A 16,697-nucleotide genomic window follows, 5' to 3' on the forward strand; every position below is an offset into this window, starting at 1 on the left:
CGGCATCGGCTGTTTTTATGTAGTGATTGAAACGATGAGTTGCTCTTTTGTTACATTAATGGCTATGTAGTCGATTACCGTCAAGATGGAGTCTTGAAAGAAAAGCAAACCTATGCGATTATGGTAACAAACGACGAAGTAAAGGAGAAGCTGCAATGATGAAACGAGTTATCCCATTATGTTTGGCCCTCGGGGTCTTGACCGGCGGGATCACCGTCGCCTCCGCTGCTCCGGCCGATTCGATTGAATTATTGGTCGATGGTGCACCGGTTCAATTCGAACAAGCCAAACCTTACATTAATGAAGATAATCGTACCATGGTTCCGCTTTTCTTTATCAGCCAGCATCTGGGTGCTCAGGTGGAATGGAACGGAGAAGAGCAAAAAGTAACGATTCGGCATCAAGGTCAAAGAATCACCCTGACGATCAATGAAAAAACAGCCTATCTAAACGGACAGGCTGTCACCATGCCAACGGCGCCGGTGATTCAAAACGATCGCACGATGGTGCCACTGGCCTTTGTCAGCCAAACGCTGGGTGCTGATGTGCTCTGGCGCCAAACACCGTTTACGATCCGAATCAGCACCAAAGGCCCCGATCCGGCCAAGATCGCTTCACGAAACGGCCAGTATAAAAGTGCGCCAGTGATGAAGATTGACGCGAAAAAGAAATATGTAGCCGAAGTGGAGACCAACCGCGGAACGTTTAAAATTCAATTGCTGGCCGCCGATGCACCGCAAACGGTCAATAACTTTGTATTTTTAGCGCGGGAAGGATTTTATGACGGTGTACGTTTTCATCGGATCATCAAAGACTTTATGATTCAAACCGGTGATCCCCTGGGCAACGGTATGGGAGGCCCGGGCTACAAGTTTAAAGATGAGTTACCGGCGAAAATCCCTTATGCGCCCGGCGTCGTGGCCATGGCGAACAGCGGCCCCAATACCAACGGCAGCCAGTTTTTTATCGGTAACGGTGAGCAAGTGACGTACCTTAATGAAAATCCCAACTACACCGTATTCGGTCAAGTGATGGAAGGCATGGAAGCGATTCAAACCATCTCCGATACGCCGGTGTTGACCGGTAGCAACGGTGAAGCCAGCAAGCCGGCGGAAGATATCTATATTAAAAAAGTAAAGATCAACGAACTCGACTAAAGGAGTGAGTTGGATGAAGCGGACCGATCAGCCTTCGTCCTCGGTGCCCCGTTGGTTGGCCAAGCCAGGGCGCTACAGCCTGGCCGTATCACTGCTGCTTGCCGGAATCGCCATCATCGGTGCCATGGCTCTGGCTGTGACCGGCGTTCCTGCCATGATGACGATTGCACCGGCCCTGGCGGCGACAACCAACACTTCGCTGCCGGTGGTGGGCAATTACACGGCCCTGCGTGCCATTTTGGAACGGGCCCAAGCGGAGCAGGAAGCGGTGATGGAAGACGCAGGGCTCATTCGTGGGTCCATGCCGAAGATGGCGATCGCTCAAAAAGCGGATATGCCGGTCATGGCTCCGGCAGCCGAAGTCGCTCCATCATCGGCTTATTCAACGACGAATATCCAAGTGGCCGGTGTCGATGAAGCCGATATCGTCAAGACTGACGGGCAGTACATTTATCAAGTCAATCGCCAGCGGCTGTTGATCCTCAAGGCTGCACCGTCTGACGCCATGGTGGTGACGGCTCAGCTTACCTATGACGAACGAGCGATGCGTCCGCAGGAGATTTATATCAACGGCAACTGCTTGGTTGTGATCGGTCAACAAGAGAACCTTGAACCCGATTACGATCCCGTACCTTATGAAGATCGTGCATCCGAAAAACTTCACCCGATCATGCCGGCATGGCAGCGCACCGTGAAAACCATCGTCTATGATATCGGTGACCGCAGTCGCCCGCAGGTTGTCCGTGAATTTTCCCTGACCGGTGATTATGTGTCATCCCGTCGTGTTGGTGATGATCTTTATCTGGTGGCCAATCGTTATCTGGGCTTTGGCCTTCCGGAAAAAGAAGATCCTGCGCTGTATCCGCAATATCGCGATACGGCAACAGCCGATGCGGTGCAGACCATCCTGCCCGGTGACATTCGGTATTTTCCTGATTTTCGCACCCCGAACTATTTGATCGTGGCCGGTCTGAAGCTGAATGCCCTGCAGGAAAAAGCGCAGGTGCAAGCCTATCTGGGCTCCGGTGAAAATATCTACGCTTCGCCGCAGCATCTGTATGTAGCCGTGACGGGCTATACCAAACCGGTCTATGATCTGGCGCCGCGCATCGCCATGCCGCCCTTCTGGGGAGGCCTGACCTATCCGGAAAAAACCCGACTTTATCGCTTCAACTTGGCCCAAGGTGCGGCGAACTTTGGCGGCCAGACGGGGGAAGTACCCGGTCGTATTCTCAACCAGTATTCCATGGATGAACAGGGCGATCATTTGCGTATCGCCACGACGCAAGGGAACCATTGGGGCAGAGGTGAACCGTCATCCAGCAACAATCTCTACGTTCTCGATCGGGACTTGAAGGTTCAAGGTAAGATCGAAGGCATTGCGCCGGGTGAACAAATTTACTCCGTACGCTTCATGGGACACCGTGCCTATATGGTGACGTTCAAGAAAGTGGATCCCCTGTTTGTGATTGATTTGCAAGAACCCACTCAGCCCAAAATCCTTGGTGCCTTAAAGATTCCCGGATACAGCGACTATCTCCATCCTTATGATGAAAACCACATCATTGGTTTTGGCAAAGATACGATCGAAATGGCTGTGGAAAATGATCCCTTTCGTGCGGAGCAAACGCGTGCTTTTTACCAGGGGCTGAAGATTGCCCTGTTCGACGTGACGGACGTGACCCATCCCGTGGAAAAGTTCGTTGAAAAGATCGGCGATCGCGGTACGGATTCGGAACTCTTGCGCAATCCCAAAGCGCTGTTGTTTGATCGGGAGCGTCGTTTATTGGCCTTGCCGGTAGCGTTGTACCAACTGCCGGCGACCAAGCAAGAGGAACCTTCGCCTTGGCCCGCTTATGGAGAATTTGCTTACCAGGGGCTTTATGTGTATCAACTCGATCGCGACGCCGGATTCCGCCTGCGTGGGCGCATCACCCATCTGGATGACCAGGAAATGCTGAAGATGGGCAACCCCTCAATGGGCATGAATGGGGACAGCTATGTGCAGCGTGCCCTTTATATTGGTGATACCTTGTACACACTGTCGCTCAGCCAGATGCAGGCTCATGATCTGAATCGTTTGGAAAAGCGTGGTTCCTTATCCTTGTCGAACTAAGTCTCGCCAAAACCTTTGCCCCCGCCTTTGAATGGGGTCAAAGGTTTTTGGCTTATTTGGTGGTTATGGACAAAATAAAACTGCGCTACAACGGGTAAAATTGTCGATTTTCGTCTAGGGTTGATATAGGTGAAGAAGGAAAAGTAAGCACGTAAAAAGAAATATAGAACCTATTAGTTATGGTGAAGTACATTAGCGATATTTCCTTTTGAACGAATGTGAAAGGACGTAACGTATGAAAAAATATGCGATGCTCAATGTTTCGATGATCTTGGAAATCCTTGATGGTATTGATGAAGAAACGGCATGGGGTGTTTTAGACAGTGTGGTGAGCTTGTATACCAAGGAAACACCGGAAAATATCGCACGTTTGAAACAATATTTGGCTGATGAAAACTATGACAGTATTGCGACTTTAGTTCACAAGATGAAAAATGATCATGGTATGATTGGCGCGTATCAAGCCGCGAAGCTATGTAAAAACATTGAAAGCCAGATCCAAGCAGGGCAAACGGATGATTTGCCGGACATGATTGATCAATTAGAAATCTTGTACTATGCAGTGGTGATGGAGTTACAGAGCCTCAAGGAAGCCGGAAGCAGTGCGTTGTTTCAAGCGACCGAATGATGCAATTCATGGAATTGTTGCGGTAAGGTTGTGATAGTATGGGCAAAAGCTTATTCTCTCAACTTGTTCAGCGGGGAATTGCGCTGACCTTGGGGACGATACTGCTCTTGCTGGCGATTTTTTTATCGGTCAATTACACGTACGTTAAGCAAGAGAAGTATCAGCAATTAAGCAAAGCCCTTCAATTGCAACAAATGTATATTGAAAACTGGTTTCAAGAACGAAAAACAGCCACGGAAATGATCGCCATGTTGCCTGTCTGGCGTACCGGCAATGAAGATGAAATAACGCGGGCGCTTAAAGATGTGATGTCCGCTAATCCCTATTTTTCAACGTTCTTTGTGGTTGCCCCTTCCGGTCAAGTGCGATATGATGCACGTTTAAGCCCGCCCAGCAGTATTCGTGCCTATGTGGGCGATCGCGAGTATTTTCAAGCAGCGCGGCAAGGGCATAGTTTCATCTCGGGAATGCTGACTTCGCGCAGTGAGCAAAAACCGATCATCGCCGTGGCGGCACCGATCACGGGGAACGATGGTGCCTTTCATGGGGTGATTGCCGCCAGTGTCGATCTGGAAAACATCTACCGGATGATCGACAACTTTGACTTGGGCGACACTGGAGAAGCCTTTCTGGTCGATATTAACGGCAAGATTATCAACAATTCGCGGTTAACAAACAAAAGTGATTTACAGCCCACGATTAATGAGTCGGCTTTTCAGCAAGCGCTGCGCACCGGCAATGCGATGGTCATGTACAACGATTATCGCGGTCGTCCGGTACTTGGTGTCTATCAACTGATCCCGCGGCGGCGTTGGATGCTCGTCGGGTCCATTGATCAAAGCGAAGCCTTTGCTCCGTTTTATAACTCGCTGACCGATATTCTGGCGGCCACAACGATTTTGCTCAGCCTGTCCGCATTGACGATGATTTCTATCAGCCGCAAAATCCGCCAACCGATCATGCATTTAATTGAGATGGCCCAAGAAATTCGCAAAAGTAATTATGCGCAATTTATTGATGTGGAACAGTTTCGATCCTCACCGGCGGAGATTTTAGAGCTAGTCTCGCTTTTTAATTCCATGAGTGAACGGATTGTTGATAATTTCCGTCTGTTGCAAGACCGGAACAATCAACTCTTTGAAGCGCAGGCCAAATATCGCAGCCTTGTGGAAGAATCGCAAGTGGGTGTTTATATTATTCAAGATCAGCGATTTGCCTACATTAACAGTAGCTTTGCGCGAATCTTTGGATACACGCCGCAGGACTTGATCGGTCAAAAGAATTTTACCGATCTTGTGGATCGGGCTCACCCCCATTATGGTCAGATGCTTGAATTGCTCGAGCGAACACCGGTGATGACCCATTTTCAGATTCAAGCGACGACCAAGCAGGGAAAAAGTATTGATGTCGAAGTGTATGGTTCGACGACCTTTTATCAAGGCCAAGATGCGCTGATCGGTACGGTCATTGACATCAGCCCGTTGAAGCGTTTTGAAGCGGAATTGCGGGCGGCTCGCGATCAAGCGTTGGCGGCGTCGCAGGCGAAATCAGAGTTCTTGACCAGCATGAGCCATGAGATTCGTACACCGATGAATGCGATTTTAGGCATGAATGACTTGCTTTGGGAAAGTGATTTGCCGCCGGAGCAGCGAGAATACTTGCGTATCGGTCGCGCGGCCGGTGAAACATTGCTTGTCTTGATCAATGATATTCTTGATCTTTCCAAGATCGAAAGCGGCTTTATGGAGTTGGAAAATCGCTATTTCCATCTAAGGGAATTAGTCGACCGGGTGGAAACGATCGTCAAGGTACGTGCTTTGCAGAAAAAAATCGATCTGCGTATCCATATCCCCGATGATGTACCGGTTCATCTAAGCGGTGACGGCGAACGACTCCACCAAGTGCTGGTCAATCTCGTAGGCAATGCGGTGAAATTTACCCAGCGAGGTTGGGTTTCATTGAAAATTGTCAAAGTTTCCGATGAAACTGTGCAGGAAGATCAAGCAGTGAAATTGAACTTTCTTGTGCAAGATACAGGCATCGGCATTGACATCAACAGTCAAGATAAGATCTTTGAACGCTTTACCCAAGCGGACTCTTCGACGACGCGCCGCTTTGGCGGTACCGGTTTAGGTTTGCCGATTGCCCGCCACCTGGTGCGGATGATGGGTGGCGATATCACCGTTGCCAGTCAACCTGACGTCGGCAGCACGTTTTCATTTATGCTGCTCTTGCCGCTTGGGGTGCCGCAAGTACCGACGGATGTGGTTGAGCCGGTGCCGGAGAGGCAGTTTCCGCCGTCGGGATCAACAGCACCGCTGGCGGTTTTAGCTGTTGAGGATGCGGAAAACAACCGGATTTTGCTGAAAGCGTATTTGGCCGGTGATCACTACAAGGTGGACTTTGCCGAAGACGGTTTGGAAGCTGTCGAAAAATATGAACAAAATAGATATGATCTTGTGTTGATGGACATGCAAATGCCGATTATGGATGGCTACAGCGCTACGGCAGCGATTCGCCAATGGGAACGTGACCATGATCGTTCACCGGTGCCGATTATTGCGATTACGGCGAATGCCCTTTCGGAAGATGTTCAGCGCAGTTTAGATGCCGGTTGTAATCGCCACATCACAAAACCGCTGAAGAAAAAGATACTCCTCGATGCGATAGAGCAATTGGTCAAAAGCCCGGCGGAATAAGGGGGAGCACCGATGACCATTCTGATCGTTGACGATTCGTCAATGGTTCGTTCATTTCTTCATATCACCTTATGTAGTGAAGGGTACGACGTGGTCGGTATGGAAACAGCCGAGGCCGCCTTGGATTTTCTTTTTGCTCCTCACCATGCCCAAAGTACCGATTTGATTTTAATGGATTTGGTCTTGCCCGGTCAAAACGGCATTGATGCCACAAAAGAGCTAAAGAACAATGAGTTTACCTGTGATATCCCAGTGATCATGATCACTTCGGTGACCGATACAACGCTGCTTGATGATGCTTTCTCGGCTGGTGCTGTTGACTACATTGTGAAGCCGATCAAAACGAGAGAACTGCTGGCGCGCATCCGTTCTTCCTTGCTCTTAAAAAAGGAGATGGACGCTCGTAAAAAACGGGAGAGAGAGTTGGTTTTGATTACGCAGCAGCTCGAGGAAGCGGTTAAGCGGCTTAACGATCTTTCCATGCTTGACGGGTTAACAGAGATCGCCAACCGCCGGCGCTTTGACGAATATCTTACCTCCGAATGGTTGCGGGCCAAACGGGAGCAAACGTCCCTGGCGCTGGTTATGGTTGATATTGATTTTTTTAAAAACTATAACGATGCCTATGGCCACCTGGCCGGTGATGAGTGCCTAAAAGCGATCGCCGCTACCTTACGTAGGGAGATCAAGCGAAGCACTGATCTGGCTTGCCGTTACGGTGGTGAGGAATTTTCCGTCATCTTACCGAATACCGATGCGGAGGGCGCAGAACATATCGGCCGGTGCATTTGTCAAGCCGTACGGGAACAGCAATTGCCGCACCGGGGGTCATTGATTGAGGACCATGTGACGGTCAGTGTGGGTGTAGCATGTACGATTCCGGGCGGAGAAGAGCGGCCCGAGTCATTGATTACCCGAGCCGATCAAGCGCTCTATCACGCCAAAAAAAGCGGAAGAAATCAAGTGTCGATGGACCGCTGACTTCAAGGTTGCTACAAGTGACTTGCCGAGATGCCGTTAGCAAGAAGCTGACGGCTTTTTTGTTTTCTCGGCGCCGTGGAGGTTGGTGAAAGAAAGGGTATCATTTCGCCGATGGGACGCTATAATATAACCTAGGCTCATTACATACTTATGAAACAAACTTTTTTCGCACACAACGGCCAGCCCGATAGGCAAAAAGCGGCTGTGTTTGGAACTCTTAGGGAGGAAAAGGAATGAATATTGTTGTGTTGGCAGGCGGTTTGAGCTCGGAACGCGATGTATCGATCGCTACGGGCGTTATGGTCTGCAAATCCTTACGGAAAAAAGGCCACAAAGCGCTTTTAATAGATGTATTCTTTGGTTATGAAAATGAGAACAGTGACATCTCGCGGATTTTTGAAGTTGATTACGATTTTGATGCCGAAGCCAGCAGCATTAAGGAGTTTGCGCCGGATATTGAAAAAATCAAATCAATGCGCAACGATCACGACGATGGTTTTATCGGTAAAAATGTGATTGAAATATGCAAAATGGCCGATATCGTTTTCATGGCGTTGCATGGTGACAACGGAGAAAACGGCAAATTGCAAGCCTGTTTCGATCTTTTTGGGATCAAATACACCGGCAGCCGTTATCTTGGCAGCGCCTTGGCTATGAACAAAGGCCTGGCGAAGCAACTTTTTTATGCCAATCAAATCACCACACCGGCAGGGAAACTGTTTACCGCTACCCATACGGTTAATGACTACATCAACGATGAGATGGCCTATCCTTGTGTGGTCAAACCTTGTTCCGGCGGATCCAGTATCGGTGTTTCCATCGTGCATAACCGCGAAGAATATCTCAAAGCCATGGAATTGGCTTTTGTCGGCGAAAAAGAAGTGCTCGTTGAACAATATATTAAGGGCCGCGAATTCTCCGTCGGTATCTTGGGCGGTAAGTGTTTGCCGGTGATTGAGATTGTACCGAAAGACGGTTTCTATGATTATGCGAATAAATATCAAAAAGGCAAAGCCGATGAATTCTGCCCGGCCGATCTGGATCCGGTGATTACCGGGCGCATGCAAGAGGCGGCCTTGAGAGTCTATCATGTATTGCGCCTCGATACTTATGCACGCATTGATTTTCTGTTGGATGAACATAACGCCATCTACTGCTTAGAAGCCAACACGCTGCCCGGCATGACACCGACGAGCTTATTGCCCCAAGAAGCGGCAGCCATTGGCATCTCTCATGAAGATTTATGTGAACAGATCATTGAGGAAGCTTTTTTGCTTTATCAAGATAAAGAAGACCACCGTCAGCGCCACGACGGGACGATTCAATATCAACGTAAAGACATGAAAAATCGTCAACCTGATACGATGAAACCCATGACCCTTGACCAAGTGGCTGCCGCTTGCGGCGGTACTTACCATGGTGATGAGCAACTGCGCCAGGCCACCATCACCGGCGTGACGATTGACAGTCGTAATGTAGAAGCAGGTTTTTTGTTTATCCCCATCAAAGGGAAAATCTTTGACGGCCATAATTTTATTGCTTCGGCCATTGAGAAAAAGGCGCTTTGTTGCTTGTCCGAAAAAGAGATTCCCGGTGCGTCCCATCCCTATATCCGCGTCAACGATTGCTTTCAGGCATTAAAAGATCTGGCGTCCTATTATCGCGGTTTGTTTGATATCAAGGTGGTCGGTATCACCGGCAGTGTCGGCAAGACAACCACCAAAGAGATGATCGCTTCCGTTCTGTCAGAAAAGTATCAAGTCTTAAAAACGCAAGGAAATTATAATAACGAAATCGGTGTGCCGCTCACGCTCTTCCGCTTGCGTGATCACCATGAGGTGGCGGTCATCGAAATGGGCGTCAGCGACTTTGGTGAAATGCGCAACCTCAGTCGAATCGTACGCCCCGATGTGTGCGTGATCACCAATATCGGTTTTTCCCATTTGGAGAAGTTAGGCAACCCGGAAGGCGTGTTGCAGGCAAAATCGGAGATTTTTGAGCACATGGCCGAAGAAGGTGCCATCTTCCTCAACGGCGATGATCCACTGTTGCGATCGATACAAACAGCGAACGCCATCACACCCTATTACTACGGCTTTGAGCATACCAACGACTTTTACGCAGATAACATTGTCAATATGGGCGTCAAAGGGATTAATTGTGACATTTGCTTTGCCGGCGGTAAGGCCAATATAACGATTCCCTCCTTTGGGCGACAAATGATTACCAATGCGCTGTCGGCTTTCGCCGTCGGTTACCGGTTCGAATTAACGCCGTTGCGGATCAAAAAAGGCATTGAGGGATTTACACCGGCCAATAACCGTTTTAATGTGATTGAAACGGAGTATATGACCATCATCGATGATTGTTATAATGCCAATCCGACGTCAATGAAAGCGGCCATCGATGCACTGGATGATTTGGTCGGAAGAAAGGTGTGCATCCTCGGCGATATGAAGGAACTCGGCGAGGAATCGCTGAAGCTCCATGAGGAAGTAGGACGCCATGTGGCTGACCATCATGTGGATTTACTGATTTGCGCCGGTCCGATGGCCAAATCGATCGCGCAAGGAGCGGTGGAAGCAAATCCTCCTTGTACGGTTCTGTATTTCCCCGAACTGGAAGCCATGAAAAAAGTGTTACCCTCCGTCATCAATAAAAACGATGTGGTGCTCGTCAAAGCATCGCGATCGATGAAATTTGATGGGATTATCGAAGAACTGCGTTTGCTCAGTGAATAGGGCTTATCAACGATCGTTTCGTATAGCCGGCACCTATCTCTGCCATACTAGCCCCGGAGGTGAAGGTCATGACTTTCAAAAATCCGGATCAAGGGGCAAACAATATGATCAATCTCAGCAGCGGCGGTAACATGAGCACCGACGATAGCGGTGATCTGACGCAAGTAGGCGCAGATCAAGTCAATCCCCACCGTGTCGACGCGATCCTTGATGAAGATAAGGTAGATCGATTCCTTACCAGTGACTAATCGGTGATCATCAATACGAACTTTGCTGTTACCAAGCGACCAAACGAAATGAAGTTACAGGAGGTTAACAGCATGGCTGGTAACAAAGCGGATCAACCGGCTAAGGATCAGGTGATGTCAAAACCCCGTGAAGATGGCGAAATCACGCAAGTCGGCGGAGCGCGGGTTAACCCGAACAAGGTGGATACCACGCTGGATCGAGACATGGTCGAAAAGCTGATGCGCGATTAAATCGATAAGTCAATACGTTTACTGAACGCAAGGAAAAAGCTCCGCATCACCTGGTGACGCGGAGCTTTTCGCCGCTTTATCACCGGCCGTGCAGGATCTGCTGGCAACGATCAAGCCGCTGGCGATAGTACTTGACGACATCAAAGCTGGGATCGGGTTTGCTCATCTCTTCCCGCAAAAGGCGCTGGTAGCCTTTGAGGCTGTTCATCGCTTGGACGCGCTCGAACGCAGAGAGCACTGGATTATGTTTCAATCTGGTCCACCTCCCTGTTGCTTGTCTCTCCTCGCATGTAGGTTACCCGTTTTTTCGTAAAACAACCGTGCTCCGGCCATGACGGTAGCCCCTTTTTCCCCGGATGTGGTAAAATGGTAGAGCCATGCCTAGCAGCATCACCGGAAGGAGCGAACTTATTGGGCACTCAACTTTTGGACTCTCTCAATCCCGTTCAACGTGAGGCCGTTCTTCATCAGGATGGCCCTCTTTTGATACTTGCCGGTGCCGGTTCCGGTAAGACCCGTGTTTTGACCCATCGCATCGCCCGCTTGATCGAGCAGGCCCATGTCTCCCCCTATAACATCCTGGCCATCACCTTTACGAACAAAGCCGCCAAGGAGATGCAAGAGCGCCTTGACGGCATCATCGGCCCGGCCGCGCGCCATATCTGGGTATCGACCTTTCATGCGGCCTGTGTGCGGATTTTGCGTCGAGATGGCGATAAAATCGGTTATGGACGGGAATTTGTCATCTATGACAGTGACGATCAACTGCGCTTGATCAAAGACTGCATGAAGGAATTGCAGATCGATGAAAAGCGCTTTGCGCCCCAAGCCGTGCGTGCTCAGATCAGCAACGCCAAAAACCAACTGCTTGATCCCCCGGCCTATGAGCGGCGAGCCTATGACTTCGGTGAGCAAACAGCGGCCAAAGTTTATCATCTTTACCAGCGCAAGCTCCGGGCCAACATGGCCATGGACTTTGATGATCTGTTGATGCAAACGGTCACCTTATTCCGTCAGCATGCGGATGTTCTCCAGTATTATCAAAATAAATTTCAATATATTCATATCGATGAATACCAAGATACGAACCATGCCCAGTATATCTGGGTCAAGCTGCTGGCCGAGAAATTCCGCAATCTTTGCGTGGTCGGTGACGATGATCAAAGTGTGTATGGCTGGCGCGGCGCGGACATCCAAAATATTCTTGATTTCGAAAAGGACTATCCGGAAGCAACGACACTGAAATTGGAACAAAATTACCGCTCTACGTCGCATATTCTCACGGCCGCCAACAGTGTCGTTCGCCATAATCGCGGCCGTAAAGAAAAGCAGCTTTGGACCGAAAATCCTTCGGGCACGTTGATCCGCACTTATGTAGGCGAGTCGGAAAAAGATGAAGCCTACTATATTGCCCAGCGCATCGAAGAACTGGTGGGCCAAGGGCGCCGCTATAACGACATGGCGCTGCTTTACCGCACCAACGCCCAGTCCCGGGCACTGGAAGATCAGTTGATGCGTTCCGGCATTCCCTACCGCATCTTTGGCGGCCGGGGCTTTTATGAACGCAAAGAAATTAAAGATATCATCGCCTACTTACGGTTGATTTCCAATCCCGCTGACGGTGTCAGCTTGCGGCGCATCATCAATGTACCCAAGCGGGGGATCGGCGATACAAGTGTCCAGAAACTCTTTGATTATGCGGCATCTCAAGATTGGACAGCCAGTGAAGCCTTGCGCCGGGTGGCAGAAGTGCCGGGATTAAGCCGGGCCGTCAAACTGATTCAAGCTTTTGACCGGTTGATCAGCGATTTGCGTGCGCAGGCACCGAACTTGTTGGTCACGCAGATCGTCCAGCGTATGCTCGACATGACCGGCTATCTCCGGGAGTTGGAACTGGAAAAAACCGAAGAAGCGAAAAGCCGGATCGAAAACGTCAAGGAATTTTTCTCGGTGACCCAAGAATTTGACCAGCGCTCCGAGGAAAAAACGCTGGAAGAATTTTTGTCCGGTGTTTCCTTGATCGCCGATACCGATAATTATGCCGAAGAAGATGATGCCGTGGTCTTGATGACGATGCATTCATCCAAAGGCTTGGAGTTTCCCGTCGTCTTTCTTACCGGCATGGAGGACAATCTCTTTCCCAGCAGCCGTTCGATCCATGAAGAAAAGTTGATGGAAGAAGAGCGCCGTCTTTGCTATGTGGCGATAACGCGAGCTCGGGAAGAGCTTTATCTGACCCGTGCATTATGCCGGCAAATCTTCGGTAATACTGTGAGTTATCGTGCGTCTTGTTTTTTTGAGGAGATTCCGGCGGAGCTCTTGGAAGATGTATCGCCAGCACGGCCATCGCGCTGGGGAGGCAGCAGTTGGGGACAGCGTTCGGCTTATTCCGGCACCGCAGCAGTTGCGGCAGTGGCCGGTTCTACCGGAAGCTTCAAGCCGGCGGAACCGGCAACCGGGGTAGGGTTGGGTAGCCGGTCCGGTTCGGGAACCGGTATCGGACTGGGAACGGCGGCAACGGCCAAGCCGGTCGCAATAGCCAAGCCGGCCGTAGCAACTCCGGGCGCCAGAACGACCGGCGATCCGTTGCTGACGACGCGCCAAGCCACAGCAACAGCGGAGCCGTCCGATGGCTCTGAGGGCTATCGCGTTGGTGATAAAGTGCAGCACGGTAAATTCGGCGTCGGTGTCGTCGTCAAAGTCAACGGTCACGGTGATGACCAAGAGATTAATGTGGCCTTTACGGGGCAGGGAATCAAGAAGTTACTGGTGAAATTTGCACCGGTGAAAAAAATCAGCGGCGGACAATGAGGTGAGATCAAGCCATGATCAAGGACAAAGAAGCGCCGGCCGAGCAGGAGACAGGAGCGTTGCCGGTGCCTGACGGTGTGGCCGCTAACGTGGAGGCCTTGCGCCGGCAGTTACGACAATACGAATATGACTATTATGTACTTGATCAGCCCAAGGTCAGCGACGCCGACTATGACCGGCTGCTTCAGACGCTGATGGAGTTGGAAGCACGCTATCCTGCACTCTTGACGGCCGATTCACCGACCCAGCGCGTCGGTGGCCAGGCGCGCAGTGAGTTTCGGCCTCTGACCCACCGGACACCGTTGCTGTCGTTGGCCAATGCCTTTTCCGAAGGCGATCTGCGGGATTTTGACCGGCGAATTCAAGAAAAATTAGGCCACGCCGTGAGCTATGTGGTGGAACCGAAGATAGACGGCCTGACCGTAGTTTTGCATTATGAGAACGGAATTTTTCAGCGCGGCGCTACCCGTGGCGACGGAGTAACCGGCGAAGAGATCACCGAGAATCTCAAGACGATTCGCATGCTGCCCTTACGCTTGCGGGGAGATCAAGCAACCTTGCCCCATTATCTGGAAGTGCGCGGTGAAGCCTTTTTACCGAAGGAAGCCTTTCAGCGGCTGAACGAAGAACGGGACGAAAAAGGCGAAGCTACCTTTGCTAATCCCCGCAATGCGGCGGCCGGTTCGCTACGCCAACTGGATCCGAAAGTGGCGGCGCAGCGCCCGTTGCAAGTGTACTTATATAACATTCTGTCCATGGAAGGGGAAGACCGGCCCATCTTGACGCAAACGGCGGCGCTGGAGACGATGGAAGCTTGGGGCTTGCCGGTGAACCGGGAACGGCGTTACTGTGCCAATATCGAAGAGGTCATCACCGCTTGCCAATACTGGACGGAACACCGCCATGATCTGCCCTTTGAAATCGACGGCATGGTGATCAAAGTCAATGAGTTGACCGCCTATGAGCAACTGGGTATGACGTCCAAGTTTCCCCGTTACGCTACGGCCTTTAAGTTCCCGCCGGAGCAAGCGATTACCCGAGTTGTAGATATTCGCTTGCGTGTTGGTCGTACCGGCGTCATCACACCGACAGCGGAGTTGGAACCGGTTCGTGTCGCCGGTACGACGGTGAGCCGGGCGACGCTGCACAATGAAGATATGATTCGCGAAAAAGATATTCGCATCGGCGATGCCGTAGTGATTCAAAAAGCCGGCGATATCATTCCCGAAGTGGTGCGTGTTTGTACCGAACAGCGCACCGGTGCGGAGAAGCCTTTTGTGATGGCCGCTGCCTGTCCGGAATGCGGTGGTGTCCTGGCGCGACTGGAAACGGAAGCAGCCTGGCGCTGCACCGCAGCCGATTGCCCGGCCCAAGCCAAAGAACGATTGGCACATTTTGCTTCCCGTGACGCCATGGATATTGAAGGCCTGGGACCGGCGGTGGTGCAATCGTTATGGCAAGCCGGACTGGCCCATACCGTTGCCGATCTTTATCACCTGACGGCGGCACAACTGGAACCACTGGAGCGCATGGGTAAGCGTTCGGCGGCGAAGCTGATCAAAGCCATCGAGCAAAGCAAACAGCGCGGCCTGGCACCGCTGCTTTTTGCCTTAGGTATTCGCCACATCGGTCAAACGGCGGCAAAGACATTGGCGCGCCGCTTTGCTTCCATTGATGCGTTAATGGCCGCCAGTGCGGAGGAACTTTGTGCGATTGAGGAAATTGGTCCGACGATGGCCGCGTCCTTGACGGCCTACATGGCCAACGAAGCGAACCGGCAGTTGATTGACCGTTTGCGCGCCGCCGGTGTGCTGATGGCCGGGCCGGCTGTGATGGAAGCCGCTGCTGCGATGCCCTTGGCCGGACAAACCGTCGTGATCACCGGTACCTTGCCGACCTTAGAGCGGCGGGAAGCGCAGCGCTTGCTGGAGCAACAAGGCGCCAAGGTCGCTTCGTCGGTCAGCAAAAAAACCAGTTGGGTCGTCGCCGGGGAAGCGGCCGGATCGAAACTGGATAAAGCGCGCGAGTTGGGCATTCCTGTCGTCGACGAAGCGGAATTGCTCCACCGCCTCGGCGATGAAGCCGTCGAGGCAAGAAAGGGAGGCCCAGCGTGAATATCATCCCGATGAATCGCTTTGTCGCCAAAGCAGCACCTTTTCGACTGCAAGGCGTCCTATCGCTGGTCCTGGTCTGGGAAGGGCGACGCACAGGTACCCGCGCCATTTTGTGTCATTATGTCGAAGCCAATCCTGAAGAATCGCAGTTGGACTGGGTCGGTGAAGCACCTTTTGGCCAAGGCCGGATCTTGCTCAGCGGGTTGGAAGATTATACGGTTGATCTGACCTATCAGGAGGCCTTTGCGCTTTTTGATCCCCTGCTGTCGAAGCTGCGCTTTATTGAAGACGAAGAAGTGTATGAGCAAGTTACAGCCTACTGGAAAACGCTGGAGCGACCGGCGCCGCTCGATGAAAAGGCGCGCATCGCCTTAATGTATCGCCTCTTTGACCGGGAACTCGGTCCCCGGGAAGTGGTTCATACTTATTACCAAGCTTGGGCCGTCGAAGATTGGGGACTGGCTTATTTGGTGGTGGCCCAAAAGACGCGCGACAAGTACGGCAACTATGAGGACTTTCGTGATCAGATGGAAAGTAAATATGAAGGCGAAAGTTTGCTGCGCGGCGTCGTTGTTGATGAGCAACCAAGTTCCAACGGGGTAAATGTGACGGCCGATGCGCTGATCGGCAAAGATCAAACGATGATCGCCTACCAAGCGCGCTTTCATTTGGTTCGCGAAGATGAGCGCTGGGTGATCACCAGCATTCGCCGGGCCAACAAGCGCATGCTGTCACCGGAAGAATCGCCTTTTTTCCATGGCCCCTGGTACTGGCGGGTTTTTCCCGGCAAAGGCAGTGAGCGGGCCATGGAGCAATTGCAGGATCAGGAAGGCATGCATATTGAAGAAGGCGAGAAGGGCAGTGCCATTGTCTATGTAGAGTCCGTCCAGGAACCCAATGGAACCAAGTATGGTATCCGTTGAAACCGTGTTTTTTCCAAATTAATCAAGAAAATAGCCGCAAACCGTACC

The 16,697-nt window shown here is 51.2% G+C and carries 12 protein-coding genes and 1 pseudogene; 12 read left to right on the forward strand and 1 reads right to left on the reverse strand.

The genetic code is table 11. From position 1 onward, the window contains the following. Nucleotides 1–155: 155 nt before the first annotated feature. The 9 genes and pseudogenes from EDD73_RS07305 (at nt 156) to EDD73_RS14865 (ending at nt 10,801) form a co-directional block, all read left to right on the forward strand. Nucleotides 156–1,157: a peptidylprolyl isomerase gene (locus tag EDD73_RS07305; protein WP_131919133.1), complete on the forward strand. Its 1,002-nt coding sequence runs from the start codon at nt 156–158 to the stop codon at nt 1,155–1,157. Nucleotides 1,158–1,170: 13 nt separating this feature from the next. Further along, on the forward strand, nt 1,171–3,273 hold the full coding sequence (locus tag EDD73_RS07310; protein WP_131919134.1) for a beta-propeller domain-containing protein: 2,103 nt from the start codon (nt 1,171–1,173) through the stop codon (nt 3,271–3,273). 235 nt (nt 3,274–3,508) lie between these two features. Beyond that, the gene (locus EDD73_RS07315) at nt 3,509–3,901 is read left to right on the forward strand and encodes an Hpt domain-containing protein (protein WP_131919135.1); all 393 of its coding nucleotides are present in this window, start codon (nt 3,509–3,511) and stop codon (nt 3,899–3,901) included. Nucleotides 3,902–3,939: 38 nt separating this feature from the next. Continuing rightward, nucleotides 3,940–4,716 (forward strand): annotated as a pseudogene (locus tag EDD73_RS15590) (cache domain-containing protein); the annotation flags it as partial. Nucleotides 4,717–4,980: 264 nt separating this feature from the next. After that, entirely contained in the window at nt 4,981–6,600 is a 1,620-nt protein-coding gene (locus EDD73_RS15595; RefSeq protein ID WP_423244900.1) for a PAS domain-containing hybrid sensor histidine kinase/response regulator, read from the forward strand. A 12-nt stretch (nt 6,601–6,612) separates the two neighbouring features. Beyond that, on the forward strand, nt 6,613–7,581 hold the full coding sequence (locus tag EDD73_RS07325; RefSeq protein ID WP_131919137.1) for a diguanylate cyclase domain-containing protein: 969 nt from the start codon (nt 6,613–6,615) through the stop codon (nt 7,579–7,581). A 233-nt stretch (nt 7,582–7,814) separates the two neighbouring features. Beyond that, the gene (gene murF / locus EDD73_RS15535; protein WP_320055180.1) at nt 7,815–10,322 is read left to right on the forward strand and encodes a UDP-N-acetylmuramoyl-tripeptide--D-alanyl-D-alanine ligase; all 2,508 of its coding nucleotides are present in this window, start codon (nt 7,815–7,817) and stop codon (nt 10,320–10,322) included. Nucleotides 10,323–10,390: 68 nt separating this feature from the next. Further along, the gene (locus EDD73_RS07340; protein WP_131919138.1) at nt 10,391–10,570 is read left to right on the forward strand and encodes a hypothetical protein; all 180 of its coding nucleotides are present in this window, start codon (nt 10,391–10,393) and stop codon (nt 10,568–10,570) included. A 72-nt stretch (nt 10,571–10,642) separates the two neighbouring features. Next, entirely contained in the window at nt 10,643–10,801 is a 159-nt protein-coding gene (locus EDD73_RS14865; protein WP_165876375.1) for a hypothetical protein, read from the forward strand. A gap of 79 nt (nt 10,802–10,880) precedes the next feature. On the opposite strand, the gene EDD73_RS14870 is transcribed toward EDD73_RS14865, so the two are convergent. Next, a complete protein-coding gene (locus EDD73_RS14870; protein ID WP_165876376.1) occupies nt 10,881–11,054 on the reverse strand; it encodes a hypothetical protein in 174 nt (57 codons plus the stop codon). Between the two features lie 158 nt (nt 11,055–11,212). Between EDD73_RS14870 and pcrA the strand changes: the two genes are divergently transcribed. The 3 genes from pcrA to EDD73_RS07355 are packed head-to-tail and all read left to right on the forward strand — an operon-like array spanning nt 11,213 to nt 16,649. Beyond that, nucleotides 11,213–13,612 (forward strand): DNA helicase PcrA, encoded by a 2,400-nt coding sequence (pcrA, locus tag EDD73_RS07345; protein WP_243116829.1) that lies wholly within the window; start codon nt 11,213–11,215, stop codon nt 13,610–13,612. A 14-nt stretch (nt 13,613–13,626) separates the two neighbouring features. Continuing rightward, nucleotides 13,627–15,726, forward strand: a complete 2,100-nt coding sequence (gene ligA, locus EDD73_RS07350; RefSeq protein ID WP_131919140.1) for an NAD-dependent DNA ligase LigA — start codon at nt 13,627–13,629, stop codon at nt 15,724–15,726. After that, nucleotides 15,723–16,649, forward strand: coding sequence for a hypothetical protein (locus tag EDD73_RS07355; protein WP_131919141.1), 927 nt, complete (start codon nt 15,723–15,725; stop codon nt 16,647–16,649). Before ligA ends, EDD73_RS07355 begins: the two co-directional genes overlap by 4 nt. Nucleotides 16,650–16,697 lie beyond the last annotated feature (48 nt).

Origin of the sequence: Heliophilum fasciatum (assembly GCF_004341395.1) — a bacterium.
In the GTDB taxonomy this organism is placed as follows: Bacteria; Bacillota; Desulfitobacteriia; order Heliobacteriales; family Heliobacteriaceae; genus Heliophilum; species Heliophilum fasciatum.

Excerpts from the sequence above, each read along its gene's own strand:
- EDD73_RS07305 (WP_131919133.1), top strand. The coding sequence starts at position 156 with ATGATGAAACGAGTTATCCCATTATGTTTGGCCCTCGGGGTCTTGACC.
- EDD73_RS07310 (WP_131919134.1), top strand. The coding sequence starts at position 1,171 with ATGAAGCGGACCGATCAGCCTTCGTCCTCGGTGCCCCGTTGGTTGGCC.
- EDD73_RS07315 (WP_131919135.1), top strand. The coding sequence starts at position 3,509 with ATGAAAAAATATGCGATGCTCAATGTTTCGATGATCTTGGAAATCCTT.
- EDD73_RS15595 (WP_423244900.1), top strand. The coding sequence starts at position 4,981 with ATGAGTGAACGGATTGTTGATAATTTCCGTCTGTTGCAAGACCGGAAC.
- EDD73_RS07325 (WP_131919137.1), top strand. The coding sequence starts at position 6,613 with ATGACCATTCTGATCGTTGACGATTCGTCAATGGTTCGTTCATTTCTT.
- murF (WP_320055180.1), top strand. The coding sequence starts at position 7,815 with ATGAATATTGTTGTGTTGGCAGGCGGTTTGAGCTCGGAACGCGATGTA.
- EDD73_RS07340 (WP_131919138.1), top strand. The coding sequence starts at position 10,391 with ATGACTTTCAAAAATCCGGATCAAGGGGCAAACAATATGATCAATCTC.
- EDD73_RS14865 (WP_165876375.1), top strand. The coding sequence starts at position 10,643 with ATGGCTGGTAACAAAGCGGATCAACCGGCTAAGGATCAGGTGATGTCA.
- ligA (WP_131919140.1), top strand. The coding sequence starts at position 13,627 with ATGATCAAGGACAAAGAAGCGCCGGCCGAGCAGGAGACAGGAGCGTTG.